Source organism: Azonexus hydrophilus (assembly GCF_038368255.1).
Classification (GTDB): domain Bacteria; phylum Pseudomonadota; class Gammaproteobacteria; order Burkholderiales; family Rhodocyclaceae; genus Azonexus; species Azonexus hydrophilus.
Map to the genome: position 1 here is coordinate 2,813,661 of NZ_CP151406.1, position 25,739 is coordinate 2,839,399.

Here is a 25,739-nt window from a genome sequence, read left to right on the forward strand (position 1 = left end):
CGGTCATCGCTACGCCACTTTCCCTTCTATCGTTTCAGGCCATGCGGCCGCCAGCGCTTGAGCAGCAAGGAGTTGGTCACCACCGAGACCGAACTCATTGCCATCGCAGCGCCGGCAATAACCGGATTCAACAAGCCCATTGCCGCAAGCGGCAAACCCGAAACATTGTAAACGAAAGCAAAGAACAGATTCTGCCGGATCTTGCCCAAAGTCGCCCTGGACAAGGCGATGGCGTCAGCCACACCACGCAGGTCGTTGCGGATCAGGGTCAGGTCGGCGGCCTCGATGGCCGTATCCGAACCGGCACCGATGGCGAAGCTGACATCGGCCGCAGCCAGCGCCGGCGCGTCGTTGACCCCGTCGCCAACCATGGCCACCAGAGCATCTGCGGACTTCAGGGCATTGATCGCCGCCGCCTTGTCGCCGGGCAGGATGCCGGCGCGGAATTCGTCGATGCCGGCCTGCGCGGCAATCGCCGCGGCGGTCGCCACATTGTCACCGGTCAGCATCACCACGCGGATGCCTTGCGCTCGCAACTGCGCCACGGCCTGCCGCGACGTCGGCCGCAGCGCGTCGGCGATGGCGATCAGCGCCAGCACCGAGGCCGGCGTCTCGCCATTCATTTCCGCCAGCACCACGACCGTCTTGCCGGCCGACTGCAGTTCGGCAATCGCTGCATCGTCGTCCAGCCCGAACCAGGCCGGCGAACCGAGTCGCAAGACGCGGGAATCGACTTCGCCGCTCACACCGTGTCCGGCCAGCGCCCGGAAATCAGTCACCGGCGGCAGTTCTCCGTCGCCATGCGCCGCCACCACGGCACGCGCCAGCGGATGCTCGGACTGGTGTTCGAGCGCCGCCGCCAGGCGCAAGGCTTCCTCGCGCTTGCAAGCCATGGGCACCACGTCGGTGACCTGCGGCTGACCGCAGGTCAGCGTCCCGGTCTTGTCGAGCGCCAGGACACCGATCTTCTGGGCGCGTTCGAGCGCCTCGGCGTTGCGCACCAGGATGCCGGCGCGGGCGCCCTGGCCGGTGCCGACCATGATCGCCGTCGGCGTCGCCAGGCCGAGCGCGCACGGGCAGGCAATGACCAGCACGGCAACCGCATTGACCAGCGCCTCGGCAAATTCACCGGCTATCCACCACCAGGCGACAAAGGTCGCCAGCGCGATCAAACAGACCACCGGCACGAATATCCCGGAAATGCGGTCGGCCAGGCGCTGCACCGGCGCCTTCGAGCCCTGTGCCTCGCCGACCAGGCGGATGATGCCAGCCAGCAGGGTCTGTTCGCCGACGCCGGTTGCCCGGCAGCGCAAGGCCCCCTGGCCGTTGGCCGTCGCCGCAAACACGCGGTCGCCGGCCCCTTTGCCCACCGGCATGCTCTCGCCGGTCAGCATCGCTTCATCGACGCTGGAGTCGCCGTCGATGACCTGGCCATCCACCGGCACGCTCTCGCCCGGACGCACCAGGAAGATGTCGCCCGGCATCAGCGCATCGACCGGCAGCTCCAGCCACTGCCCGTCGCGCTCGACGCGGGCGGTTTTCGGGCGCAGGCGGATCAGCGACTCGATCGCCTCCGAGGTGCGCGCCTTGGCCCTGGCCTCAAGCAATTTGCCGAGCAGGACCAGGGTGATCACCGCCGCCCCGGCCTCGAAATACACATGCTGATCGTGCAGGCCGAACACCGTGACCACGGCCGAGAAGCCCCAGGCCATGCTGGTACCGAGCGCGACCAGCACATCCATGTTGGCACCGCCGCCGCGCAAGGCCTTGGCCGCGCCGTCGTAGAAACGCCAGCCGATCCAGAACTGGACCGGGGTCGCCAGCAGCAATTGCAGCCAGCGCGGCAACTCGTTCTCGTGCCCGCCCTCGCCGAACATGAAAATCATCTGACCAACCAGCGGCAAGGTCAGCACGACGGCGATCCAGAAACGGCGGACCTCCTGCCGATAGACTCGTTCCTTCTCCTGCTTTTCCCGCTCGCGCGTTCCCGCATCGACCAGGGTCGCCGAAAAACCGGCCTTGGCCACCGCCGCGATCACCGCCTCCGGCCCGACCCCGCTCAGGCGCACACGCGCCCGCTCGGCCGCCAGATTGACGTTGGCCTGCATGCCGGCCTGGCGGTTGAGCACTTTTTCCAGGCGCGTGGAACAGGCGGCACAGGTCATGCCGCCAATGGCGAATTCAATCACCTGTTCCGCACTGTCAGGCAGGGTCTTGTCGGTCACCTCAGACGTTCTCCATCAGATAGGGCAAAGCGTACAGGCCGTAAATCCCGAAACCGAGAATCAGCAGGCCGGACAAGGTACGGACCACGGGCCGGCGGACAAATTCGTTGAGCCGCGAAAAAAGGATGCCGGCGAGCAACAGGTTGGGCAGGGTCCCCAGCCCGAAGGCCAGCATCAAGGCGGCCCCACGCCCGGCCGAACCGGCCGACAAGGCACTGGCGAGCGCGCTGTATACCAGCCCGCAAGGCAGCCAGCCCCACAGCAAGCCGAGCGGAAAGGCCTGACGGACGGTGGTGGCCGGCAGGAAGCGCCGGGTCAGCGGCTGGATGCGGCGCCATAGCGCCTGGCCGGCGCGCTCGGTAAACGCCAGCGCCCGGGTCGCGCCGAGCAGGTAAAAGCCCAGGGCGATCAGCATCAGGTTGGCAAACAGGTAGAGGATCAGCCGCGCCGGCACCTGCCCTTCCAGCCCCAGGCTGGCCGCACCGAGGGCACCGGCGAGGGCGCCGGCGGCGGCGTAGGAAAGGATGCGACCACCGTTGTAGGCCAGGTGCATCGACCAGCGCGACGCGCCGCCCATGGCCAGGGCGCCGACGATACCGCCGCACATGCCGACGCAATGTGCACCGCCGAGCAGGCCGACGAGAAACAGGGCAAGAAAACCGGTATCGGGCATGAAACAGGGCTGGACAGGAAACAGGCGGGAAGTTTAACCCGCCCACCCCTCCGCCGGCACCGTCAGATCACTTTCGAGTAACGCGTCCGCTGCCGGTCGGCGCGCAGGTAACGGTCGAAGGCCATGGCGATGACGCGCACCAGCATGCGTCCCGGCGGCAGCACGGTAATCCATTCGCGCTCGATCTTGAGCAGGCCACCGCGCTCCAGTTCGCGCAAATCCTCGATCTCGGCAGCGAAATACTTGTGGAAATCGATCAGGTGCGCGCTCTCGATGCTCTCGATCGACAGTTCGAAATGACACATCAGCGCCTGGATGATGGAACGGCGCAGGATGTCGTCGGCGGTCAGCTCGATACCGCGAATCACCGGCAACATCGGCGCATCGAGCCGATCGTAGTATTCGTCCAGGGTCTTGACGTTCTGGTAGTAGGTCGGCCCGACCTTGCTGATCGACGAGATGCCGAAGGACAGCATGTCGCAGTCGGCATAGGTCGAGTAGCCCTGGAAATTGCGATGCAGGCGTCCCTGACGCTGGGCCACGGCGAGCTCGTCGTCGGGCTTGGCGAAATGGTCCATGCCGATGAACACATAACCGGCGTCGGTCAGTTTCTTGATCGCCAGCGCCAGGATCTGCAGGCGCGCATCCGGCGTCGGCAGGTCGGCGTCGGCAATCCGCCGCTGCGGCTTGAACAGGCCCGGCAGGTGCGCGTAGTTGTAGATCGACAGACGATCCGGGTCCATCGCCAGCACCCGCTCCAGGGTCCGGTTGAAGCCCATCACGCTCTGGTGCGGCAGGCCGTAGATCAGGTCGACCGACACCGACTTGAAGCCGCTGGCGCGTGCCGCCTTGATCACGTTGAAGGTTTCCTCTTCGCTCTGCACGCGATTGATGGCAACCTGGACCTTCTCGTCGAAATCCTGGACGCCGACGCTCATCCGGTTGAAACCGAGTTCGCCGAGCAGGGCCACGGTGGCCGCATCGACCTTGCGCGGATCGACTTCGATCGAGTACTCACCGCCATCGAGCAACTTGAAGTGCTTTCGCGTCTCTGCCATCAGCTGGCGCATCTCGTCGTGCGACAGGAAGGTCGGCGTACCGCCGCCCCAATGCAGCTGGATGACCTCGTGCTCACCGTCGCGGCCTTCGAGCGAAGCGCTCTGCAGGGCCAGTTCCTTACCCAGGTACTTCAGGTACTTGGCACTGCGCCCATGATCCTTGGTGATGATCTTGTTACAGGCACAGTAATAACAGATGGTGTTGCAGAAGGGGATGTGGAAGTATAATGACAGCGGCCGGCTGATACCGCCGATGTTGCGCTTGCCGAGCCAGAGCGCTGCAGCCTCCGAGTCGAATGCTTCGACAAAGCGGTCTGCGGTGGGATACGACGTATAACGCGGGCCGTTTACGTCATAACGGCGAATGATCTGTGGATCGAAGACGAGGTTTTCAGTTGCGAAATTCATTTAACATAGCGCCAAGTTTAGGCTTGATTATGTGGGGATGGATCGCAGTTCCGGTTGACATGGATCAAGCCAACGCAGGTTGCCAATGCCCAGCACAATCCCGTTGAATCAGGAAATTACGCTGACCGTCATCAAGACGGCCTGCTCCAACTGCAACCTGCGCGAACTGTGTCTACCCTTCGGTCTCAGCCTTGAGGAACTCGAGCGTCTCGACGACCTCATTTCGACCCGGCGCCGGATCAAACGCGGCGATCACCTGTACCGTGCCGGCGAGGCTTTCGACTCGATCTACGCGATCCGCAGCGGCTTCTTCAAGACCGACGTGCTGCTCGAAGACGGCCGCGACCAGGTGACCGGCTTCCAGATGGCCGGCGAACTGCTCGGCCTCGACGGCATCAGCACCGAACACCATACCTGCAACGCCATCGCCCTCGAGGACAGCGAGATCTGCGCGATCCCGTTCAACCGGCTGGAAAGCCTGTCGCGCGAGATCCACAACCTGCAGCACCACTTCCACAAGGTGATGAGCCGCGAGATCGTCCGCGATCACGGCGTGATGATGCTGCTCGGCACGATGCGCGCCGAAGAGCGCCTGGCCGCCTTCCTGCTCAACCTGTCACAACGGTTCACCGCCCGTGGCTTCTCGCACGCCGAGTTCTACCTGCGCATGACGCGCGAGGAAATCGGCAGCTACCTCGGCCTCAAGCTGGAAACCGTGTCGCGCGCCTTCTCGAAGTTCCAGGAAGAAGGCTACATCGCGGTGCAGCAGAAGCACATCCGCATCCTCAACGTGAACGGTCTCAAGGCCCTGATGAACCACCGCGCCTGAGTTTCAGCGCGTCGGTTCAAGACGCAGCAGCTTGCCGTCGGGCGCGTCGGTGAGCAGATAGATCAGCCCGTCCGGCCCCTGACGGACATCGCGAATCCGGCCTTCGCGCCCGCTCAGCAGGCGCTCCTCATGCACCACCCGCTCGCCGTCGAGTTCCAGGCGGACCAGCATCTGGTATTTCAGCGCGCCGACGAACAGGTTGCCGCGCCACGCAGGAAAACGCTCGCCGACATAGAAGGCCATGCCCGACGGGGCAATCGACGGCGTCCATTGGTACAGGGGTTGCTCCAGCCCCTCGCGATGCGTGCCGACGCCGATTTTCGTGCCGATCACGTAATTCACCCCGTAGGTGATCACCGGCCAGCCGTAGTTGCGTCCTTTGCGCACGATATTGATCTCGTCGCCACCCTGGGGGCCGTGCTCATGGGTCCACAAAGCGCCGCTGACCGGGTGCAGCGCCGCCCCCTGGATGTTGCGATGGCCGACGCTGAAAATTTCCGGATGCGCACCGGCCACTCCCCGCCAGGGATTGTCCGCCGGCACCCGACCATCGTCGTGCAGCCGGACCTGCTTGCCGGCCAGATCGTCGAGCTGCTGCGCCCGCGCCATCGTGCCGCGATCGCGCTGGCTGATGTGCAGGAAGCCGTCCCGGTCGAACACCAGGCGCGAGCCGAAATGCTGCCCACCGGACGATTTCGGCCTTTGCCGGTAGATCACCCGCAGGTCTTCCAGCCGGTGACCGGCGGCATCGGACACCCAGCGTCCGCGCACCACCTCGGTACCGACCCCGCCCTCGCCGGCCGCGGCGTAGCTCAGGTAGATCCAGCCGTTGGCGGCAAAGTCCGGATGCAGCACGACGTCGAGCAAACCGCCCTGTCCGCTCGCTGCAACCGCCGGCACGCCCGCCACCGGGCGCGGATCGAGTCGACCGTCGGCCGCCAGCAAGCGCAGGCGCCCCGGCCGCTCGCTGACCAGCATGCGACCGTCGGGCAAAAAAGCCAGCGCCCAAGGATGCACCAGCCCCTCGCTGAGCACGCGCACCCGGAAATCCTCGCGTTCGCTGCGCAGCACCTCGGCCTGCGCCGGCAATCCCAGACAAGCCACCAGACCGGCAACCATCAACAGACGTTTCATCGGCATTTCCTCGTTATCGACTCAGGCCCAGCCACAGGCGTTCGCCGGGCTGATCCCAGTAAGGCTGTTCGCCGAAGCGCTGCTGCAGGAAATCGATGAAGGCGCGCACCTTCAGCGGCAGATGGCGATTCGGCAGATGCACGGCGTAGATGAAGCGCTCGATTGGCACATAGCCCGGCAACACTTCGACCAGCCTTCCGGCCTGCAGTTCGCTGCCGATGATGAAGGTCGGCAACAGCGCCAGGCCGAGACCGCCGAGGACGGCCTGCGACAGCGCCTCGTCGTCGTTGATGCGCAGCGAACCTGACACCGGCACCGAAATGTCGCCGTCCGGCCCCTGCAGGTGCCAGAAACCCTGCGTCGTCAGATAGGTGTAGTCGAGACAGTTGTGCCGGGCCAGATCGGCAGGCAGCTGCGGTACGCCCCAGCGCGACAGATAGGCCGGGCTGGCGCAGATCTTCCGCCGGATCGGCGCCAGGCGCCGGGCGACCAGGTTGCCGCCGGGCTCCGGGGCGATACGCAAGGCCAGGTCGTAGCCTTCGTCGACCAGATTGACCAGGCGGTCGCTGATCGTCATGTCCACCGACAGCTCCGGGTATTGCAGCATGAAATCGGCCAGCGCCGGCGCCACGTGCAGCGTGCTGAAAGCCACCGGCGCACTGAAGCGCAGCTTGCCGCGCGGCGTCTGGTGCAGGCTGCCGATGGTGCTGTCGGCGCGCGCCAGTTCGTCGAGGATACGGTCGCAATGCTCGAAATAGGCCTCGCCCACTTCGGTCAGGCTCAGCCGCCGCGTACTGCGCTGCAGCAGGCGGACGCCAAGCGCTGCTTCCAGGCGGGCCACCGACTTGCTCACCCGGGATTTGGAAATTCCCAGGCGCAAGGCCGCCCCGGAAAAACTGCGGGCCTTCACCACCTGGGCGAACAGCAGCATGTCGTTGATGTCGTGCACGGCGCATCCATTGTTTCCTTAATGAAAACAGTCTTATTCAAACTTGCCGACTTATCAAGACCAGCCAGTGCAACTAACATCCTTGGTCCATTAATTTGCTTGGCTGAGCCAAACACACGAAACAGAAAAAACACATTAAATGCAACAGACTAACCTGATCATCAGCGAGATGGATTTCGTCCGCCTGATGGCTATCCAGCCGCCCCCGGATCTGCGCGCAGAGCTTGAGCGCGCCATTGTTATCCCTGACGATTCAATGAAAACCGACATCGTCACCATGGGCTCGCGCGTGCGCTACACCGAACACGAGACCGGCAACAGCCGCGAAATCGAGATTGTCTTCCCGGAAGAGGCCGAAGCCGCCGCCGGCAAGGTCTCGGTTTTTGCGCCGGTCGGCGCCGCCTTGATCGGCCTCGGCGTTGGCCAGGAGATCGAGTGGGACTTTCCGGGCGGCAGCACCCGCCGGCTGACCGTGGTTGAGGTCATCCAGCCAGAAAAACAAGCAGGACACTAATCACATCAAGGGAGACCCGATCGTGCGCTACACCTCATTCCATGACTTCACCCAACATGTTGCCGCACGAAACCCCGGGCAACCCGAGTTCCACCAGGCGGTCGATGAAGTCATCGAAAGCCTCTGGCCCTTCATCCAGCAGCATCCGAAATACGCCGAACAGGGCCTGCTCGACCGCCTGGTCGAGCCGGAGCGGGTACTCATGTTCCGCGTCTCCTGGGTCGACGACCATGGCGACGTCCAGGTCAATCGCGGCTACCGTATCCAGCACTCGTCGGCCATCGGTCCGTACAAGGGCGGCATCCGCTTCCACCCGTCGGTCAACCTGTCGATCCTCAAGTTCCTGGCTTTCGAGCAGACCTTCAAGAACGCCCTGACCACGCTGCCGATGGGCGGCGGCAAGGGCGGATCGGACTTCGATCCGAAGGGCCGCAGCCCGGGTGAGGTGATGCGCTTCTGTCAGGCCTTCGTCAGCGAACTGTTCCGTCACATCGGCAGCGACACCGACGTGCCGGCCGGCGACATCGGCGTCGGCGGCCGCGAGGTCGGCTTCATGGCCGGCATGATGAAGAAGCTGTCGAACCGCGCCGATTGCGTATTCACCGGCAAAGGCCTGAGTTTCGGCGGTTCGCTGATCCGCCCGGAAGCGACCGGCTACGGTACCGTCTATTTCGCCGAGGAAATGCTCAAGCAGCAAGGCCGCAGCTTCGAGGGTCTGCGCGTCAGCGTCTCCGGCGCCGGCAACGTCGCCCAATACGCCGTTGAAAAGGCCATGGCGCTGGGCGCCAAGGTGGTCACCGTGTCCGACTCCAGCGGCACCATCCTCGACGAGGAAGGCTTTACTGCCGAAAAGCTGGCCGAACTGATGGAGGTCAAGAACCACCTTTACGGCCGCGTCAGCGATTACGCCGGCCGCGTCGGCGCCACCTTCCTGCCCGGCGTCCGTCCCTGGCACATCCCGGTCGATGTCGCCCTGCCCTGCGCGACGCAGAACGAACTCGACGCCGGCGACGCGCGCACGCTGATCGACAACGGCGTGATCTGCGTTGCCGAAGGCGCCAACATGCCGTCGACCGCTGACGCGGTCCGGCTGTTCGAAGCCAGCCAGGTGCTCTACGCCCCGGGCAAGGCCAGCAACGCCGGCGGCGTCGCCACTTCAGGCCTGGAAATGAGCCAGAACGCGATGCGCCTGTCGTGGCCGCGCGAGGAAGTCGATGCCCGCCTGCACCAGATCATGGTCGACATCCACGAAACCTGCCTGCGCTACGGCCGTGCCGCCGACGGCAAGGTCAGCTATGTCGATGGCGCCAACATCGCCGGCTTCGTCAAGGTCGCCGACGCAATGCTGGCGCAGGGCGTGGTCTAAACGAAGGGCAGCGTCTGGCGGGTCAGCGCCACGGCGACGATGTAGCCGTAGGCAAGCACCGCCAGCCCGCCGAAACGCAGGCGGATGGCCATCGTCCGGCCGCGTTTCAGCGCCATCATGCCGCAGCCGATGTAGAGCAGCAGGCCGATCAACTTGGCGGTCAGCCAGTCCATAGCAAACGGATACTGGCCGCTGATCCAGGCCAGGCTCAGCGCGCTCAGCAACAACAGGCTGTCCACAACGTGCGGCAGCACCCGGCTGATCCGCCACTGCAGACAGGGCGACTGCCGCCACATCCAGAACAAGCGCAACAGGAATCCCGCGCCACTGAGCACGACGCAGGTGACATGCAGGTGCTTGAGCAGAACGTAACTCATGCGCCGCTGACCGCCGCCAACCGGGCCCGACGATAGTTGCGCGCGCCGACCGCCAGGTTCCACCACAGCCAGCCGGCCGTAGCCATCAGGCACAGTCCGGCCGGCACGGCCAGCCAGTCCGGCCGGATCGCCGCAGCGACGGCCAGCAGCAGCGCGGCCAGATAGAGGCGCCATTGCCCCAGTCCATCCTTGTCGGCCAGCAGCTTGTTCATCGGCGGCACCGGCTTGCCCGGCCGGGCCAAGGGCTGCAGGTGCAGCCACAGCAGGAAGGGAACGATCTTGTAGAGCATGCCGATGATGAAGGCGGACAGGCCGGCAAGCAGGATCAGGACGCCGAACACGCCCATCCACGCCGGCACCCCGGCCAGCGGCGGATGCACGGCCGAAGCCAGCAGCATGAGCAAGGCCAGTAGCGACGCGTACAAGGCTCCCTGCCAGTAGCGAAAAGTCGAATCCGGGCGGGCCCGGCGGCGCGCCGCCTGCAGTTTCATCGTCTGCCCGACGAAGAGCAGGCCGCCAATCGCCAGCGCCGCCTGTGCCAGACGCTGCAGCGCTTCGGCGGAGACGGCCCAGGCCAGGCTCCACAACAGCAGCGCCGCCATCAGCAGCAGCGGGAAACGCCACGCGGGTTTCGCCGGGCAACCCGGCGTCAGCTGGAACATCGGCACCACGACATAAGCCACCGCCGCCAGCAGGATGCCGGCCCAGCCGCCCAGCCCCCAGGCAGCGTGCAGGTCAGCCAGCGGCATCAGCGCCACGGCCCAGCCACCGGCCAGGGCCAGCAGCATGAACAGGCCGCTCGCCACGGTCACCGCCAGAGCGATCACCGACAGCTTGAGTCCGCGGATGCTCGGACTGGTCGACGGTACGCGGAAGATGGCCAGCCCCGCCGCCCCGATGAAAACCGTCAGGCTGCCGCCGAGCATCACCCCGGCGGCGTGAAGCCAGCCCGGCGCCGATTGCAGGAAACCCAATGCCAGTGCCAGCGCGCCGAGCGCCAACCCCGGATGTACGATGCCGGCGATCAGACGCGGCCGGGCCAGGTTGGCGCCGGCCAGCACCGGCAGGATCTGGATCAGCGCCCCGACCATGATCTGCAGCATGAAACCGGCGGTGACCAGGTGGGTTGCCGCCAGCGCCGCCGGCGTCCACCGCGAGGCAAACAACGCCTCGCCTTCAAGCACGGCCAGGGCGCCAGCCAGGACCAGGAATAGCGGTGCAGTCAGGAAGAAACGCAGCGGCGCCGACAGCGGCGGACTTTGATCGTAGGACAGCAGGGCTTGCATGGAAGCTCAGCAGCGGATGGTGACCACGAAGGTGCCATCGTCCTGCAATTCGGTCCGCCAGCCATGTCCGTTCTGCTGCAGGACGCGATACAGCGGGTGCGGCTCGCGGTAGAGCAGCAACTGCATTTCCTCGCCGGGCTGCAGGGTGTCAAGCATTTCCATGGTCGCCACGAAGGGCTGGGGCGGTTCCATGAACCGCCCGTCGACGCGTTCGGCCTGGCGCGTCATCAGGCGGTCTGCAGATCGCCCTGCAGGCGTTCGATCAAACTGTCCTGCTCGGCGGCCAACTGTTGGTCGCACATCGGGTAGAGCACGTTCTCTTCCTTCATGTTGTGCTGCTGCATCATGATCAGCAGGGTTTCCAACTGACCGAGGAAGGATTCGGCGTCGTCCTGCGCCAGCGCATCGACGGCAGCCACCATCAGTTCGCGCATCTGTTCGTGCTCCATGCGCATCACCTGGGTCGGCCCCATGCGCATGCCGGTACGTTCCTCGAAGGCCGGGAACAGGGTCTGCTCCTCGCCGAGAAAATGGCGCAGCATGGCCATCTGGAAATCGCCGAAGGCACTGCGCGCGCGGGTCAGGCTGCCATCGGCGGCGGCCTGCTCGGCCAGGGCAAAAAGATCATCGCAGTGGCGGTGATCGTCGCTCATGAATTCGCGGATCGTCATGATGTTTTCCTTGGGGGTTGGGTCAGGACGATTGTCCGCCCCGCCCGCCCCCGACGGCCTTGATCCGCATCAAAACCGGGAAATGCCTCAACCGTGCAGGACGCCGACGGTCAGCCCGTCGAACCAGTCGATGAAACGTCTGACATCGGCACCGCGGTAAATGGCCCCGTGTTGCGGGCAGAGCATGTCGATATCCATTGCCGCCACCCGCTCGCACCAGCGGCGCTTGGCTTCGTTCGACCCCATCCAGCGTTTGTGGAAGGCTTCGGCATGGCGGATGTGGCTATCGAAATTCTCGACGAACAGCCCATCCTGGCCGGCCGGCAACAGGGCGGCGCCAACGTCGCCGGAGAACAGTATCTTGGCCTGCCGGTCGTAGAGGTGGAAATTGCCCGAGGAGTGCAGGTAATGCGCCGGCACCGCCTGCAGGGTCAGCCCGTCGAGCGCAATGTCCATGCCCTCGTCGGGAATCGAGACGAAAGTATCGGCCGTGCCGCCGAAATGCGGGATGAAGCTGGACCACAGCCAGCTGACGTAGCATTTCATGCCTGGATTGAATTCCAGCCACAGGGCCAGCGAGGAGCAGATGTCCGGGTCCTGATGCGAGGCGAAGATGCCGCTCAGGGCGGACGGATCGAATTCCCCGGCCAGGGCCGAGAACACGGCCGGAAAGACCTCGGCACCGCCCGGGTCGAGCAGGATGGCCTTGCCGCCGTGCATGACCAGGTATTCGTTGGTATCGATCAGGTGTCCGGGGCGTTCGTTGTCCCTGACGATGGCGACCCACTTGTGATCGCCGTCCTGGTAAATCGTGCTGGTTTTCTTCACCCTGCCCCCGCCATCCGTTTTATTTGAAAAATTCCGAACGCTGCAAGGCCTGCAGCGAGTTGCGGATTTCCTCGACGATCCCGTCGAATTCCCCCGACACCTGAGCCAGCGCCCCGGCGAAGCCCTGTCCGTAAGCCGCTTCGATCTTCGCCGACTTGGCCAGCACACCGCCCAGTTCGACCAGCTGGAAGGCATCGTCGAGCGCCCGCTGCAACTGCCGGCGCAGGCTGGCCAGGCGGGCCTGGTGCTCGCCGTTGGCCAGTTCGCGCCGTTTCAGCGCCAGTCCCAGTTCGGGCCGCGACGTTCCGGCCACCGCCTCACGCAGCAAGCGAATATGGCGAACGTCCTGGAGGACGACCGAGACCTCGTTGACGCAGCGATGGATCAGTCCGCTCAAGCCGCCCATGCAGGTGCGCAAATCCTGGGAGAAAACCCGCAACTCGTTGGACAGCACACCGAAACCCAGTGCCGCCGTACCGGCGCGTTTGGCGAGGAAGATGGCGTTGAGCGCCATGATGTTGATCTTGAAGGCGACCCCGACGACCGCCTTGATCTCCTCGTTGATGCGCACGATGCGCAGCAGGTCGGTGCTCATTTTTCCAGCACGTAGGTACCCGGGGCATCGGCCAGCCCGGGGAACTTGCGGTTGGTCGCCGGGTAGGCCTCGACCAGCTCGCCGGTGCGTTGGCCCAGCCAGGCCGTCCAGTCTTCCCACCAGGTGCCGGGCTTCTTCTCGGCACGTTCCTGCCACTGCTCCCAGTGCTCGTTGCGTTCGGGTTCGGCGATCCAGTAAGCCCGCTTGGGCGGATTGACCGGCGGGTTGACGATGCCCAGGATGTGCCCGGAAGTCGACAGCACGAAGCGCACCGGCGCCTTGACGTTGACGTACTTGCGAATGCGGTAGCACTGCTTCCACGGCGCGATGTGATCGTCCTCGGCAGTCACCGCGTAAAGCGGCTGGACGATGCGGTCGAGGTCGATCGGTTCGCCGGCAACGGTCAGCGAGTCGCGCTTGATCAGCTTGTTGTTCAGGTAGAGCTCGCGCAGGTACCAGGCGTGCATGGCTTGCGGCATGCGCGTCGAATCGACGTTCCAGAACAGTACGTCGAACGGCGGCAAGGGTTCGCCGAGCAGGTAGCTGTTGACCCAGTAGCTCCACACCAGGCTGTTCGAGCGCAGCAGGCGGAACGAGGTCGCCATCTCGTTGCCGTCGAGATAGCCTTTCTTGGCCATCGACTCTTCGAGCGCACTGATGCAGGCATCGTCGATGAAGACGTCGATGTCGCCGGGGTTCGAGAAATCGGTCAGGGTGGTGAACAGCGTCCAGTGCGCGACCGGCACCTGGTCTTCGCCAAAGCGCTTGTTGGCCCAGGCCATGTAGGTCGACACCAGCGTGCCACCGATGCAGTAACCGACCAGATGCACCTTGGGTTGCTTGCAGAATTCACCGGCAACGCGGACGACTTCGTTGACGCCTTCGAGCAGGTAGTCGTCGAAACGGACGTCGCGCATGTCCGCATCCGGGTTCTTCCAGCTGGTGATGAAGACCGAGAAACCCTGGTCGGTCAGGTATTTGACCAGGCTCTTCTTGGCGGTCAGGTCAAGGATGTAGAACTTGTTGATCCACGGCGTGACGATGACGATGGGCATGGCCCGCACCTTGTCGGTGGTCGGCGTGTAATGGATCAGTTCGACCAGGCGGTTGCGGAACACCACCTTGCCCGGCGTCGTCGCCAGATCCTTGCCGACGGTGAAGGCGTCGGGCTCGACCATCTGAATGTTCTTCGCCTTCACGTCGCGCTGGAAATTCTCCCAGCCGCGGCGCAGGCTTTCACCCTGGGTGGCGACGGCACGTTCGAGGGCGACCGGATTGGTCCAGAAAAAATTGGTCGGTGCCACCATGTTCAGCCACTTGCGTAGCCAGAAGGCCGCCCGCCGGCGTTCCTTGTCCGACAGGCCGGGGGTTTCGAAATACATGTCCTGCAGGCGGTGGGTAAAGGCCAGGTACCACTCCTTGGCAATGTCCCAGGACGCCGAATCGGTCCAGATCGGATTGGCGAAACGCGCATCGTCGGCATTGGGCTGGATCACGTCATCGGACGGAATGCCGAGCGCCCGTCGGGTCACGTGGGCCTGCAGGGCGAGCAGGTCGCCGGACAGCGCATTGACGGCGCGGACCAGTTCCTGCGGGTGCATCAGCCAGGCCATTTGCGCGCTGAGCAACGAGGTCGTCACACCGAAGGGGTCGATGGCCTTGCTGACCGACTTTCCCAGGGATTCGAACGGACTCAGTCCGTCGAGTTCGAGGGTGTCATGCTGGGCTGCGGATTTTGCGGACATTGCTTTGTTCTCCCTGAGGCGAATTCATCACCATCTTACAGCGTGACCATGCTCCCCGGGAGGGGCAAATGCACTTCCTCCCAGCCAAAACGCGCCTGTACGGCAGCACGGAAATCGGCCGAGGCACCTGCCTCGCCGTGGACCACGAAAAGTTTGCCCGGCGGCTTGTGAAAGCCCGCCAGCCAGTCGAGCAAGGCCGCCTGGTCGGCATGCGCCGACAGACCGCCGACGGTGCAGATTTTCGCGCGCACCGGCACCGTCTCGCCGAAGATGCGCACCAGCCGGGCACCGTCGACCAGGCGCCGGCCGAGCGTCCCGGCCGCCTGAAAACCGGCGATCATCACCGTGCATTCGCTGCGCCGCAGGTTCTCGCGCAGGTGGTACTTGATCCGTCCGGCGTCGCACATGCCGCTGGCCGAAATGATCACCGCGCCGTGACGGATGTCGTTCAACTGCCGCGAGCGTTCGACATCGGCGACGAATTCGATATTCACCTTGTCGGGATGGGCCTGCTGCCAGTCGATCAATTCACAGGTAGGGTCGTCGAGCAGATCGCGATGTTCGAGCGTGATCCGGGTGGCGGCGTTGGCCATCGGCGAATCGACATAGATTTTCAGCGGGTCAAGCCGCTGGCGCCGGACCAGGTCGGTCAGCAGGTAGAGGATTTCCTGGGTGCGGCCGACGGCGAATGCCGGGATCACGATATTGCCGCCGGCTGCCCGGGTGCGTTTGAAGGCGGCGACGATTTCCTCTTCGGTCTCGGCAAACGGCCGGTGCAGGCGGTTGCCGTAGGTCGATTCGATGAGCACGGCATCGGCACTCGCCGGCGGTGCCGACGGGTCGTTGAGCACCGGCCGGCCGGGCATGCCCAGGTCGCCGGAAAAGACCAGCCGCCGGGCCCGCCCACCGACATGGACGAGCACTTCCAGCGACGCCGAACCGAGGATGTGGCCGGCGTTGTGGAAACAGACTTCGATCCCCTCGCTCGGCCGGACGCGCTGGCCGTAGTCGACCGGGCGCACCTGTTTGAGCACGGTCTGGGCTTGCAGGACCGAATACAGCGGCGGCTGGATGCCGCGCTCGCTGCGCCCGCGCCGCCGCCGGTTGCGGATCTGCCACTCGGCTTCCTTTTCCTGGATATGGGCACTGTCCGGCAGCAAGACTTCGAGCAGGGCAGCGGTGGCCCGGGTCGCATAAACCGGCCCGCGATAGCCGAGCATGGCCAGGCGTGGCAACAAACCGGAGTGGTCGATGTGGGCATGCGTCAGCAGCACGAAATCGAGACGACGCACGTCGAAACCGAAGTCGAGCGCCTTTTCGTTCTTGGAACGCGCTTCCGCGCCCCCCTGGAACATGCCGCAATCGACCAGAAAGCGGCACTCGCCGGTATCCACCAGCGTGCACGAACCGGTCACTTCGCCGGCTGCACCGTAAAAGCCAAGTCGCATGTTTGCAATCCTCCGGACTTGGCGTAGCATGAACCTCAATAAGGCGGAAAGCAACGCCAGCACTTCATTTCAGGAGGTAAAGCATGTTCAAGCACATTCTCGTTCCGACCGATGGATCCGAACTGTCACGCGCTGCGGCCAAGCGTGCCATATCCTTCGCCAGCGAGGCAGGTGCCCGGGTCACGGCGTTCTATGCCAAGCCGGAATACCCGATCGCCTATTTCGGCGAAGGTGCCCTGATCGACCCGACCACGCCGGAAAAATTCACCGAAATGGCCGAACAGCAAGCCAGCCAGTATCTCGCCGAAGTCACCGCCTGGTGCCAGGAAGCCGGCGTCGAATGCAGCACGCTGTCGACCACCAGCGACATTCCCTACGAAGCCATCATCAACGCCGCCGAGCAATCCGGTTGCGACCTGATCTTCATGGCCTCGCACGGCCGTAAAGGCATCAGCGGCTTCCTGCTGGGCAGCGAAACGAACAAGGTTCTGACCCATTCCAAGGTTCCCGTTCTCGTCTATCGCTGACCCCCGCGCTCAGCCCCGGAGCGCAGCAGATTGATGCCCTTTCCGTCACAGACACTGCGTTTCCAGCGACAGATTCTGTTGCCCGTCGGCTGCGTGCTGCTGGCGCTGGTCGTCGCCTTCGCAGCGGTTTTCCAGTGGCACCAGGAGAAGCAGGAGCGGGAACGCACACTAAACGCTGCTGGTCAGGCCAAAGCCGCCTGGCAACGCCTGCATGACGAAAGCTTGCAGCACCTGAGCTGGTTCGCCCGCGAAGCCGCCAGCGACGCGCAGTTGCGCCAGGCCATGCAGCAAGGCAACCATGCGGCCCTGCTTGAGGCCAGCCGCCAACGCTTCGCCGAATTGCGCAAGCAATTCGGCATCAGCCACTGGTATTTCATCCGCCCGGACGGCCACATCCTGCTGCGCGTGCATGCACCACAACGCAGCGGCGACCTGATCACCCGGAAAACCCTGACTCAAGCCATGCGTAGCGGCCAGCCAGGCAGCGGACTGGAACTGGGCCCGCTCGGCACCTACGCGCTGCGCCACGTGCTGCCCTGGCATGACGGCGACACCCTGATCGGCTACATCGAACTGGCGCAGGAAGTCGAATATTTCGCCAGTGCCATCGGCGAGATGCTGGAAGTCGAGGTGATCACTGCCGTCGACAAACAGGCGACCAGCGAAGCGGCGTTTGCCGCCGGCAAGCTTGAACTGGGATTCAGCGGTTTCTGGAACGAACACCCGCGCATTGCCATCCAGCAGCAAGGCGGCCGGCGCCTGCCGGAAAAACTGGCCGAGTACTGGAATACTCACCCTGGCGGACAGGCCGCTCAGGTACTGGCGTCGCACGGCGAACTCAGTGACTGGTCGGCCAGCCTTTTACCCTTGCCCGATGTCGATGGAGAAGCCGTCGCTTCCATGGCCATCGTCCGCGACGTCGGTAGCGAACGCACCGAAGCCCGGCGCAAGCTGCTCTCCGGCTTGCTGCTGGCCGCCGGACTGGCGACACTGCTGTTGCTGGCTTTGGCCACGCGCACCCGCCGGATTGAACAACGATTGCTGTCGGCCCATCAGTCCCTGGCCGCCAACGAACAGCGTTTCCAGGACATTTTCTCGACCAGTTCCGACTGGTGGTTCTGGGAAACCGACGCCGATCACCGCTTCACTTTCATGACCGACAATCTGCACACCCTGCTCGGCATCGAGGTGCGTGATTTAATGGGCAAATCGCGCCGGGACATCATGGTCGCCGACGACCCGGAAATGCAGGCCAGAATCGAGGCGCATTTTGCCGACCTGGCCGCCCATCGCCCCTTCCACCGCTTCGAGTACGAAGCCAGGCTGGCCGACGACAAACGGGTCTGGCTGTCGGTCAGCGGCGTCCCGGTATTCGGCGACAAGGGGCAATTCCAGGGTTACCGCGGCGCCGCCTCGAATGTCAGCCTGCTGCACGAGCAGACCATGGCCCGGGAGCGCGCCCTGGCCGCCGAACACCTGGCTCTGGAAGAAGCCGCGGCAGCCAACCGGGCGAAGAGCGAATTCCTGGCCAACATGAGCCACGAACTGCGCACCCCGATGAACGGCGTCATCGGCATGTGCGATTTGCTGCTCGACACGCCCTTGTCCGATGAACAGCGGGACTATGCCGAAACCGTCAGGGACAGTGCCAACGGCCTGCTCGGCGTGATCAACGACATCCTTGATTTCTCGAAAATCGAATCCGGGAAGCAGGCGGTCGAAGCGATAGACTTCATGCTTGGCGATGTCCTCAACGCCACCTGCAGGCTGCTCGGCACGCTCGCCGAGGGCAAGCAACTGGCCTTCCGCTGCACGCTGTCGCCCGAGCTGCCGGAAATCCTGTGCGGCGATCCCTGCCGGTTGCGCCAGGTGCTCAACAATCTGATCGGCAATGCGATCAAGTTCACCGAAAACGGCAGTGTCGAACTCGAAGTCGTTCCCGACGGCGAGGCGTGGCTGCGTTTCACCGTCCGCGATACCGGCATCGGCATGACGCCAGCGCAGATGGAACGCCTGTTCCAGCCCTTCTCCCAGGCCGACGGTTCGATGACCCGGCGCTTCGGCGGCACCGGTCTCGGCCTGTCGATTGCCAAACGGCTGGTTGAACTGATGGGTGGGGAAATCGGCGTCAGCAGCGCACCCGGCCAGGGTTCCACCTTCTGGTTCACTCTGCCACGCAGGCAGCCGGACTGATCAGGGCGTCGCCTGCCCCTCCCAGCTTTCCCGGTCCGGGTGCCGGAACAACTGCTGCAGACAGGCCCAGGCCCCTTCGACATTCTCCTGGGCCGCCTGGCTCAGCGGCTCGCCCAGCTCGAAAGCCTCACCGCGCACGCACAGCACGAAGGCTGCCGGCGGCTCCTGATGCAGGGTGCGGCGAAACACCTCGAGCACCGCCTCCGGTGGCAGCTCGTGGCTGCTGTGGGCGATACCCGGCGCTGGTTCGATCCGGGTAAAACTAAAGGGTGCCGGCGTGCCCTCGCCAGCGTCGATAAACAACACCAGTTCGCGCCCCAGCAGGTCGAGCGCGTGTTCGATATTGAGCTGGAAATCCTCGATCAACTCGAACTGCCCGGCCATCGGCGTATCCCTGAGCCAGGCCACCAGCCGCTCGTGGAGGATGGGCCCGATCGCGTCGTCGCCGCGGCTGGGATTACCGACGGCGAGGATGACGATCGGTGCGCTCATGCCTTGCTCAGCGACGAAGCGAGTTGACCGTCGGCGTCGACCACCTCGACGGTCAGCGGCATCTTGCCCAGCGCATGCGTCGCGCAGGACAAGCAGGGATCGTAGGCGCGGATCGCGCATTCGATGTGGTTGAGCAGACCCTCGGTGACCTCGCGGCCGTCGAGATACTGCCGGGCGACGGTGCGGATCGCTTCGTTCATTGCCTGGTTGTTGTTGGTCGTCGACACGATCAGGTTGCAGTAGGTGACCTGGTCGTCCTCGTTGACGCGGTAGTGGTGGAATAAGGTACCGCGCGGCGCCTCGATCACGCCGACCGCCTCGTAGCGACGCTCGCCACGATCGGCCATGAGGTCGGTGCCGAGGATGTCGGGATCGTTGAGCAGGTCGCGGATCATCTCGGCGGCGTGCAGGATTTCGACCAGGCGGGCCCAGTGGTAGAACAAGGTGCCATGCACCGGCTTGCCGTTGCCGAGTGCCATCATCTTCTGCCGCTCGATCTCGGCCAGCGGTGTCGCCAGGTAGGTCGCGGCCTGGACGCGGGCGAGCGGGCCGACCTTGTACCAGCCCTTGTCGGCGCCGAGGCTCTTGATGTGCGGGAACTTCATGTAGCTCCACGGCTTGATCTCTTCCTGCAGCACCTGCTGGTAATCGGCGTAATCGACCTGGTCGAAGATCGTCTGACCCAGCGGATCGACCGCGCGCAGGGCACCGTGGTAGAAGTCGAGGGCGCCGTCGGGGCGCATCAGGCCCATCATGTTGCCGGCCGATTCGCCGAAGACGTTGTAGAAGCCGGGATTGGTCTCGTGCAGGCGGCGCACCATGTCGATGGCGCCCTGCGTCCAGCCTATCATTTGCTCGATGTCGCGCGCCATTTCGTCACGCTCGACGACGGTCAGGGCCTTGTTCACGCCGCCAGGAATGGCGCCGGTGCCATGCACGCGCTTGCCGGCGACGTGGCGGATCACTTCCTGGCCGTACTTGCGCAGCAGTACGCCCTGCTTGGCGATTTCCGGAAAATCAAGGGCGACGCCGACGATGTTGCGGCGGGTGAAATCGCTGTCGAAGCCGAGCAGCAGGTCGGGCGAGGCCAGGTGATAGAAGTGCACGGCGTGCGACTGCACCATCTGGCCGTAGTGCATCAGCCGGCGCAGCTTCTCGGCGGTCGGCGTGAGCGGACCGTAGCCGGCGATCTGGTCCATCGCCTTGACTGCGGCGAGCTGGTGGCTGACCGGGCAGATCCCGCACAGGCGCTGCACGGTGACCGGCACTTCCCAGTACGGGCGGCCTTCGATGAAGACTTCAAAGCCACGGAACTCGACGATGTGCAGGCGGACCTGGTGAATCTTGTTGTCCTGGTCGAGCAGCAGGGTGACCTTGCCGTGGCCTTCGACCCGGGTGACGGGGTCGATCGCAACCCGGCGCAGGGTTTCGGGGTGGGCGGCGGTTTCCAATTGGGACATTTGGTGCTCCGTTCAGTCGAATTTGAGCAGCGGGTGCTCGATGCGCGGCGTGCGGCCGGTCAGCAGGTCGGTGAGGAATTTCCAGATGGTGTCGGCGGACGGCGGACAACCGGGCAGGAAGTAGTCGACGCGGACCACTTCGTTGACCGGATAGACCTTGTCGAGCAGCAACGGCAGTTCCGGATCGTCGGGAATCGCCGTGGCGCTGCCGTCCGGCGTGCGGTAAACCTGGCTCAGGCACTGGCCGACGTCGAGGTGGTTGCGTTGCGCCGGCAGGCCGCCATTGACCGCGCAGGCGCCGAAGGCGACCAGGATCTTGGCATTGGCGCGCAGCTCGCGCAGGACATGGACGTTCTCGGCGTTGCAGACGCCGCCCTCGACCAGGGCCAGATCGCAGTGCTGGCTGCAGTGCTTGATGTCGGTGATCGGCGAACGGTCGAATTCGACCAGGGCAGCAAGTTCGAGCAGGCGCTCGTCGATGTCGAGGAAGGACATGTGGCAGCCGAAGCAGCCGGACAGCGAGGTAGTGGTGATGCGCAGCTTGCGCGGGTTCATCGGTGCATTCATTTCAGCGCTCCTCGGTGGCCGCAACGGGCACGATCGGGATGTGGCGGGCGGCCAGGTAATCGACCTGGCGGCTGATCGGCTGCTCGTCGAACTGACGTTCGCCGATCGGCACCGCGTAGCCGACGCGCTTGACCATGATCGCGCCAACCGGACAGACATGGACGGCGGCATCGTCGATGCTGAGCGCACTGTCGCCGAGCCGGCCGCTCGGCGAATTGACGACGATGTGCGAATCGACGCCGCGTCCGGCGAGGGCGAACACGTTCTTGCCGTCGATGTCGCGGCTGGCGCGCACGCACAGCTCGCACATGATGCAGCGGTTGAGGTCGAGCCAGACGTCGGGATGGGTGGTATCAATCGGCCGCACCGGATAGGCATGGCGGAAGTGCGGGGCCAGCATTTCCAGGTCGTAGGCGAGCGCCTGCAACTGGCAGTTGCCGCTCTTCTCGCAGCCCGGGCAAAAGTGGTTGCCCTCGACGAACAGCATCTGCAGCAGCACGCGACGGCGGTCGTTCAGGGTCGGCGAATTGTTCTCGACCTCGATGCCGGGCATCGCCATCTGTGTACAGGCCGAGCCGTTGCGTCCGTTGACGATCACCGTGCACAGCTTGCAGCTGCCATGCGGCTTGAGATCCGGGTGATGGCACAGGTGCGGGATATAAACGCCGGCGGCGAGCGCCGCCTGCAGGATGGTCTGGCCAGGCGTGAAGGGTATGCGCTGGCCGTCGATGGAAAAGCTGTTGGCGTTGCTGGTTTCGCTCATGCTTCTTCTCCGAGGTGGGCGGCGGCATCGTCGCGGCCGGCCAGTTCGCGGGCGCGGGACAGGGCGGCATCGAGGTCGAAGGCCGGCACGAAGTCGGTTTCGGCCAGCCGCCGTTCGTAGGCGGGACGGAATTTCTGCACGGTGTCGGCAACCGCGTTGCCGGCGGTCTGGCCGAGGCCACAGTGGCTGCCCGGTTTCAATACCTGCTGCAGGCGCAGCAGCTCGTTCATTTCATACTGCGTGCCGCGCCCCTCGGCGATCTTGTCCATGATCTCCTTCATCAGCACCGTGCCGACCCGGCACGGCGTGCAGAAGCCGCAGGATTCGTGGGCGAAGAAGTGGGCGAAGTTGCGCGCCACCTCGAACAGGTCGCGCTGCTTGCCGAAGATCATGAAGGAACCGGCGGTCGGCACGTCCTCGAAGGCGATGCGCCGGCCGAACTCGCGTTCCGACAGGCAGACGCCGGAGGCGCCACTGACCTGAACGGCAATCGCCTCCTGGGCACCGCAGTCTTCCAGCACCTGGGCGATGCGCACGCCGAAGGCGTATTCGTAGAGCCCGGGCCGGGCGCAGTCACCCGCGACGGAAAGAATCTTGGTGCCGGTCGATTGCTTGGTACCGATCGCCTCGTACCAGGCGCCGCCGTTGATGGCGATCTCGGTGACCTTGCACAGGGTCTCGACGTTGTTGACCACGGTCGGCTTGCCCATGTAGCCCGAAGTCACCGGGAAAGGCGGGCGCACGCGCGGGCGGCCGGCCTTGCCTTCGAGCGATTCGATCAGCGCTGTTTCCTCGCCGCAGATGTAGGCACCGGCACCGAGATGGATCTCGATGTCGAAGTCGAAACCGGCGACGCCACCGATGTCGCGGCCGAGCAGGCCGGCGGCACGCATGCCGGCGAGGTAGGCTTCGAGCGGCTGCAGCAGGTAGAGGTATTCGCCGCGCAGGTAGAGGAAGCCGTGGCTGGCGCCGACCGTCCAGGCGGCAATGACCATGCCCTCGAACACGCGGCCGGCGTAAGACTGCAGCAGGACGCGGTCCTTGAAGGTGCCGGGCTCGCCCTCGTCGGCGTTGCAGACGATGTAGCGCGGCGTGGCCGGGGCGTTGCGGCAGGCCTCCCACTTGACCGCGGTGGTGAAGCCGGCGCCGCCGCGACCGCGCAGGTTGGACAGTTTCATTTCAGCCAGCATGCCGTCGCGACCGCGGGCGATTGCCGCGCGGACAGCCTTGCCCGGCTCGTGCGGCGTGCCGAGCAACATGTCGGCACGGCGGATGTTGTCGTCGACGCGGAAGAACTCGGCCGGCCACTTGTCGAGCGGCACCTGGCCGCGGATCAGATCGCAGATTTCGTCGACCCGGCGCAGCGTCATCCGGGTGATCGCCCGGTTGTTGACCAGGATTGCCGGCCCCTGGTCGCACATGCCGGTACAGGAGCAGTAGTCGATGCTCACCAGCCCGTCGTCCGAGACCTTGCCCCGTTCGAGCTTGAGGCGCTTCGCCATGTGCTCGAACAAGGCCTGGTTGCCGGCCATGCGGTCGGTGATGTTGTCCGAGAACAGGACCCGGTAACGGCCCCGGTTCTCGCGGTAGAAGAAGGCGTAGAAGTCCCGCGTGCTGTGCACCTGCGCGTAAGGAATCTTCAAGGCCTCGGCCAGATGGGCCGCAGTTTCGTCGGAAATGAAGTCCACGGCTTCCTGGACCTCGCGCAGAATCTGGACCAGACGATCCGGTCGCCAGGCATGGCGCTGCAGGATCGGCTCGATCAGGCTGGAAATCTCGGCTGAGACAGACACGGTAGGCACCCCCTGGAAAACAGACCACGACACTCTAGTGTTTTGCCCCCGACCGGTTTTGCGCTGGATCAATAAAACGCGACTTCATTATCTTAAAATTTCCGTCATAAATTTCGTAAAACACTGATATGGCTGAATTTTTCCATGTTGCAACAAAAGAACAATGACATTTTTTGTGGCGGCGCAGCATGCCGAAAATCCGCCTGCAGAGCACACCCCGGCAAGCCAGCGCGCGCCCTCTTGCCGCATAGCAAAAAGATAATTCGCCTGCCGCAACAAAGTGACAAATGGACGTCACAATCCCCTACTGAAAAACGTGGTAATCTGCACCGCATGATGCAGCGCAACATGCGCGCCAAGGTTTTCACAACAACACTCCGCGAGGAAACAGCATGAGTTCCAGCACCCCCAGCACCGCCCTCCCCCTGGCTGGCAAAAAAGGCCTGGTCACCGGCATCGCCAACGACAAGTCGATCGCCTACGCTGTGGCCAAGGCCATCGTCGAACTGGGTGGCGAGATCGCCATCACCTACCAGAACGACAAGACTGCCCGTTACACCCAGCCGCTGGCCGAGGCCCTCGGCGCCAAGCGCTTCCTCAAGCTCGACGTGGCCGAGGAAGGCTGTCTGGAAAACGTGATTGCCGAGTGCGGCGCAGCCTTCGGCGAAATCGACTTCGCCATCCACTCGATGGCCTTCTGTAATGCCGACGACCTGCACGGCCGCGTCATCGACGCCACCGAAGCCGGTTTCGACGCCGCCATGAACGTTTCCTGCCACAGCTTCCTGCGCATGGCCAAAGCCCTGGAGCCGCTGATGGCCCACGGCGGCTCGCTGATCACCATGTCTTACCTCGGTGCCGAGCGCGTGGTGCGTAACTATGGCGTCATGGGCATCATCAAGGCGGCACTCGAATCGGCCGTCCGCTACATGGCCTACGACCTCGGCCCCAAGGGCATCCGCGTCTTCGCCGTGTCGCCCGGCCCGATCATGACCCGCGCAGCTTCCGGCATCGCCAACTTCAACAACCTGCTCGAATCCGACGCGCAGAAGGCGCCGCTCGGCCGTACCGTGACCATCGAGGAAGTCGGCGCCCTGACTGCCTTCCTGTGCACCTCCGGTTCGTCCGGAATGACCGGCCAGACCATCTACGTCGACGGCGGCGCCCACATCGTCGCCTGATGTCGCTTGCTACCGCAGGGCGCTCAGCCCTGCGGTATGCTTGAAGCTGACATAACGCACGGACGACCGAGGCCATGACCGATACGCCTGCTCCCATCATTCCCGATCCCGTCCCCGATCACCCGCTACTCAAGGGCCGCAAGGAAATCGGCCGGGGCGAGAGCACCATCGTCGTCGAGGCCGACACGGTTGACGGCCAGGAACGGGTCTACAAGATCCTTTCCTCGCCGACCGACTACGCCTACTACACGGCCGATGACCGACCGACCGGCCGCCATTTCCCCATCGTCTTCGCCGACCATGGCCCGGCCGGCCGCTCCAGCCGGGGCTATCCCTTCTACATCGTCGAAGTCGAACGCCTCTACCCGCTGCCCGGAACGGGTGATGCGGCCGAAGTGGCGACCAAGATTTCGACCTCGTATTTCGACGCCTGCATGATGTGGCGCAACCTGGCTCAGGACATGGGCCGCATCGCCCTGCACCACCTGGCGGTGACGCCGATGGGCTGGGCCGACACGGTGCAGGAATCGCTCAAGGCGCTGGAAACCTTTTCCAGCGAATACGGCGCCCTGCCCGACCTGATCAAGGCCGACAACCTGATGATGCGCAAGGACGGCACCCTGGTCTTTTCCGACCCGGTGTTCATGGAATGAAGCA

The 25,739-nt window shown here is 64.4% G+C and carries 26 protein-coding genes; 8 read left to right on the forward strand and 18 right to left on the reverse strand.

Annotated features, from left to right (window positions below):
• Nucleotides 1–26 precede the first annotated feature (26 nt).
• From AADV58_RS13550 to hemN, 3 genes are all read right to left on the reverse strand, one after another.
• Nucleotides 27–2,225 carry a heavy metal translocating P-type ATPase gene (locus tag AADV58_RS13550; RefSeq protein ID WP_424243814.1) on the reverse strand — a complete coding sequence of 733 codons (2,199 nt, stop codon included), beginning with the start codon at nucleotides 2,223–2,225 and terminating at the stop codon, nucleotides 27–29.
• 1 nt (nucleotide 2,226) lies between these two features.
• Nucleotides 2,227–2,898, reverse strand: a complete 672-nt coding sequence (locus AADV58_RS13555) for a sulfite exporter TauE/SafE family protein (protein ID WP_341743449.1) — start codon at nucleotides 2,896–2,898, stop codon at nucleotides 2,227–2,229.
• Between the two features lie 62 nt (nucleotides 2,899–2,960).
• Nucleotides 2,961–4,364 (reverse strand): oxygen-independent coproporphyrinogen III oxidase, encoded by a 1,404-nt coding sequence (gene hemN, locus AADV58_RS13560; RefSeq protein WP_028994716.1) that lies wholly within the window; start codon nucleotides 4,362–4,364, stop codon nucleotides 2,961–2,963.
• Nucleotides 4,365–4,449: 85 nt separating this feature from the next.
• On the opposite strand from hemN, the gene fnr reads away from it, so the two are divergent.
• A complete protein-coding gene (fnr, locus tag AADV58_RS13565) occupies nucleotides 4,450–5,193 on the forward strand; it encodes a fumarate/nitrate reduction transcriptional regulator Fnr (RefSeq protein ID WP_028994715.1) in 744 nt (247 codons plus the stop codon).
• 3 nt (nucleotides 5,194–5,196) lie between these two features.
• Here the strand turns inward: fnr and AADV58_RS13570 are convergent, their stop codons facing one another.
• Both AADV58_RS13570 and AADV58_RS13575 read right to left on the reverse strand, forming a co-directional pair.
• Nucleotides 5,197–6,327 carry a PQQ-dependent sugar dehydrogenase gene (locus AADV58_RS13570; RefSeq protein ID WP_341743450.1) on the reverse strand — a complete coding sequence of 377 codons (1,131 nt, stop codon included), beginning with the start codon at nucleotides 6,325–6,327 and terminating at the stop codon, nucleotides 5,197–5,199.
• Between the two features lie 13 nt (nucleotides 6,328–6,340).
• The gene (locus AADV58_RS13575; RefSeq protein WP_281985700.1) at nucleotides 6,341–7,276 is read right to left on the reverse strand and encodes a LysR family transcriptional regulator; all 936 of its coding nucleotides are present in this window, start codon (nucleotides 7,274–7,276) and stop codon (nucleotides 6,341–6,343) included.
• A gap of 139 nt (nucleotides 7,277–7,415) precedes the next feature.
• Here AADV58_RS13575 and rnk point away from each other — a divergent pair, with 139 nt between their 5' ends.
• Together rnk and gdhA are read left to right on the forward strand one after the other, a co-directional pair.
• Nucleotides 7,416–7,790, forward strand: coding sequence for a nucleoside diphosphate kinase regulator (rnk, locus tag AADV58_RS13580; protein WP_341743451.1), 375 nt, complete (start codon nucleotides 7,416–7,418; stop codon nucleotides 7,788–7,790).
• Nucleotides 7,791–7,812: 22 nt separating this feature from the next.
• Nucleotides 7,813–9,156, forward strand: a complete 1,344-nt coding sequence (gene gdhA / locus AADV58_RS13585) for an NADP-specific glutamate dehydrogenase (RefSeq protein ID WP_341743452.1) — start codon at nucleotides 7,813–7,815, stop codon at nucleotides 9,154–9,156.
• Here the strand turns inward: gdhA and AADV58_RS13590 are convergent.
• From AADV58_RS13590 to AADV58_RS13625, 8 genes are all read right to left on the reverse strand, one after another.
• Nucleotides 9,153–9,533 carry a SirB2 family protein gene (locus AADV58_RS13590; RefSeq protein WP_341743453.1) on the reverse strand — a complete coding sequence of 127 codons (381 nt, stop codon included), beginning with the start codon at nucleotides 9,531–9,533 and terminating at the stop codon, nucleotides 9,153–9,155. The two genes, gdhA and AADV58_RS13590, sit on opposite strands and share 4 nt — an antisense overlap.
• A complete protein-coding gene (locus tag AADV58_RS13595) occupies nucleotides 9,530–10,819 on the reverse strand; it encodes a hypothetical protein (protein ID WP_341743454.1) in 1,290 nt (429 codons plus the stop codon). Before AADV58_RS13595 ends, AADV58_RS13590 begins: the two co-directional genes overlap by 4 nt.
• 6 nt (nucleotides 10,820–10,825) lie before the next feature.
• Nucleotides 10,826–11,047 carry a DUF2249 domain-containing protein gene (locus AADV58_RS13600; RefSeq protein ID WP_341743455.1) on the reverse strand — a complete coding sequence of 74 codons (222 nt, stop codon included), beginning with the start codon at nucleotides 11,045–11,047 and terminating at the stop codon, nucleotides 10,826–10,828.
• Nucleotides 11,047–11,490, reverse strand: coding sequence for a hemerythrin domain-containing protein (locus AADV58_RS13605; protein ID WP_341743456.1), 444 nt, complete (start codon nucleotides 11,488–11,490; stop codon nucleotides 11,047–11,049). The genes AADV58_RS13600 and AADV58_RS13605 overlap by 1 nt, the downstream gene beginning before the upstream one ends.
• 87 nt (nucleotides 11,491–11,577) lie before the next feature.
• Complete coding sequence (locus AADV58_RS13610; RefSeq protein WP_298395520.1) at nucleotides 11,578–12,318, reverse strand: MBL fold metallo-hydrolase; 741 nt, start codon at nucleotides 12,316–12,318, stop codon at nucleotides 11,578–11,580.
• Between the two features lie 19 nt (nucleotides 12,319–12,337).
• A complete protein-coding gene (locus AADV58_RS13615) occupies nucleotides 12,338–12,913 on the reverse strand; it encodes a chemotaxis protein (RefSeq protein WP_298395523.1) in 576 nt (191 codons plus the stop codon).
• Entirely contained in the window at nucleotides 12,910–14,658 is a 1,749-nt protein-coding gene (locus tag AADV58_RS13620; protein WP_341743457.1) for a PHA/PHB synthase family protein, read from the reverse strand. The genes AADV58_RS13615 and AADV58_RS13620 overlap by 4 nt, the downstream gene beginning before the upstream one ends.
• Before the next feature lie 35 nt (nucleotides 14,659–14,693).
• Complete coding sequence (locus AADV58_RS13625; RefSeq protein ID WP_028994704.1) at nucleotides 14,694–16,106, reverse strand: MBL fold metallo-hydrolase; 1,413 nt, start codon at nucleotides 16,104–16,106, stop codon at nucleotides 14,694–14,696.
• A gap of 83 nt (nucleotides 16,107–16,189) precedes the next feature.
• Between AADV58_RS13625 and AADV58_RS13630 the strand changes: the two genes are divergently transcribed.
• Together AADV58_RS13630 and AADV58_RS13635 are read left to right on the forward strand one after the other, a co-directional pair.
• A complete protein-coding gene (locus AADV58_RS13630) occupies nucleotides 16,190–16,633 on the forward strand; it encodes a universal stress protein (protein WP_028994703.1) in 444 nt (147 codons plus the stop codon).
• A gap of 33 nt (nucleotides 16,634–16,666) precedes the next feature.
• Nucleotides 16,667–18,826 carry an ATP-binding protein gene (locus AADV58_RS13635; protein WP_157272460.1) on the forward strand — a complete coding sequence of 720 codons (2,160 nt, stop codon included), beginning with the start codon at nucleotides 16,667–16,669 and terminating at the stop codon, nucleotides 18,824–18,826.
• Here AADV58_RS13635 and AADV58_RS13640 read toward each other — a convergent pair whose 3' ends face one another.
• The 5 genes from AADV58_RS13640 to AADV58_RS13660 are packed head-to-tail and all read right to left on the reverse strand — an operon-like array spanning nucleotide 18,827 to nucleotide 23,901.
• Nucleotides 18,827–19,318, reverse strand: a complete 492-nt coding sequence (locus AADV58_RS13640) for a hydrogenase maturation protease (protein WP_028994702.1) — start codon at nucleotides 19,316–19,318, stop codon at nucleotides 18,827–18,829.
• Entirely contained in the window at nucleotides 19,315–20,778 is a 1,464-nt protein-coding gene (locus AADV58_RS13645; protein WP_028994701.1) for a Ni/Fe hydrogenase subunit alpha, read from the reverse strand. The genes AADV58_RS13640 and AADV58_RS13645 overlap by 4 nt, the downstream gene beginning before the upstream one ends.
• Before the next feature lie 12 nt (nucleotides 20,779–20,790).
• The gene (locus AADV58_RS13650) at nucleotides 20,791–21,345 is read right to left on the reverse strand and encodes an NADP oxidoreductase (RefSeq protein ID WP_028994700.1); all 555 of its coding nucleotides are present in this window, start codon (nucleotides 21,343–21,345) and stop codon (nucleotides 20,791–20,793) included.
• A 1-nt stretch (nucleotide 21,346) separates the two neighbouring features.
• Nucleotides 21,347–22,108, reverse strand: coding sequence for a 2Fe-2S iron-sulfur cluster-binding protein (locus AADV58_RS13655; protein ID WP_051295324.1), 762 nt, complete (start codon nucleotides 22,106–22,108; stop codon nucleotides 21,347–21,349).
• On the reverse strand, nucleotides 22,105–23,901 hold the full coding sequence (locus AADV58_RS13660) for an NAD(P)H-dependent oxidoreductase subunit E (RefSeq protein WP_051295323.1): 1,797 nt from the start codon (nucleotides 23,899–23,901) through the stop codon (nucleotides 22,105–22,107). The genes AADV58_RS13655 and AADV58_RS13660 overlap by 4 nt, the downstream gene beginning before the upstream one ends.
• A 144-nt stretch (nucleotides 23,902–24,045) precedes the next feature.
• On the opposite strand from AADV58_RS13660, the gene AADV58_RS13665 reads away from it, so the two are divergent.
• From AADV58_RS13665 to AADV58_RS13675, 3 genes are all read left to right on the forward strand, one after another.
• On the forward strand, nucleotides 24,046–24,297 hold the full coding sequence (locus tag AADV58_RS13665) for a hypothetical protein (protein WP_157272459.1): 252 nt from the start codon (nucleotides 24,046–24,048) through the stop codon (nucleotides 24,295–24,297).
• A complete protein-coding gene (gene fabI / locus AADV58_RS13670) occupies nucleotides 24,294–25,082 on the forward strand; it encodes an enoyl-ACP reductase FabI (protein WP_028994698.1) in 789 nt (262 codons plus the stop codon). Before AADV58_RS13665 ends, fabI begins: the two co-directional genes overlap by 4 nt.
• 74 nt (nucleotides 25,083–25,156) lie before the next feature.
• A complete protein-coding gene (locus tag AADV58_RS13675) occupies nucleotides 25,157–25,735 on the forward strand; it encodes a hypothetical protein (protein ID WP_028994697.1) in 579 nt (192 codons plus the stop codon).
• Nucleotides 25,736–25,739 lie beyond the last annotated feature (4 nt).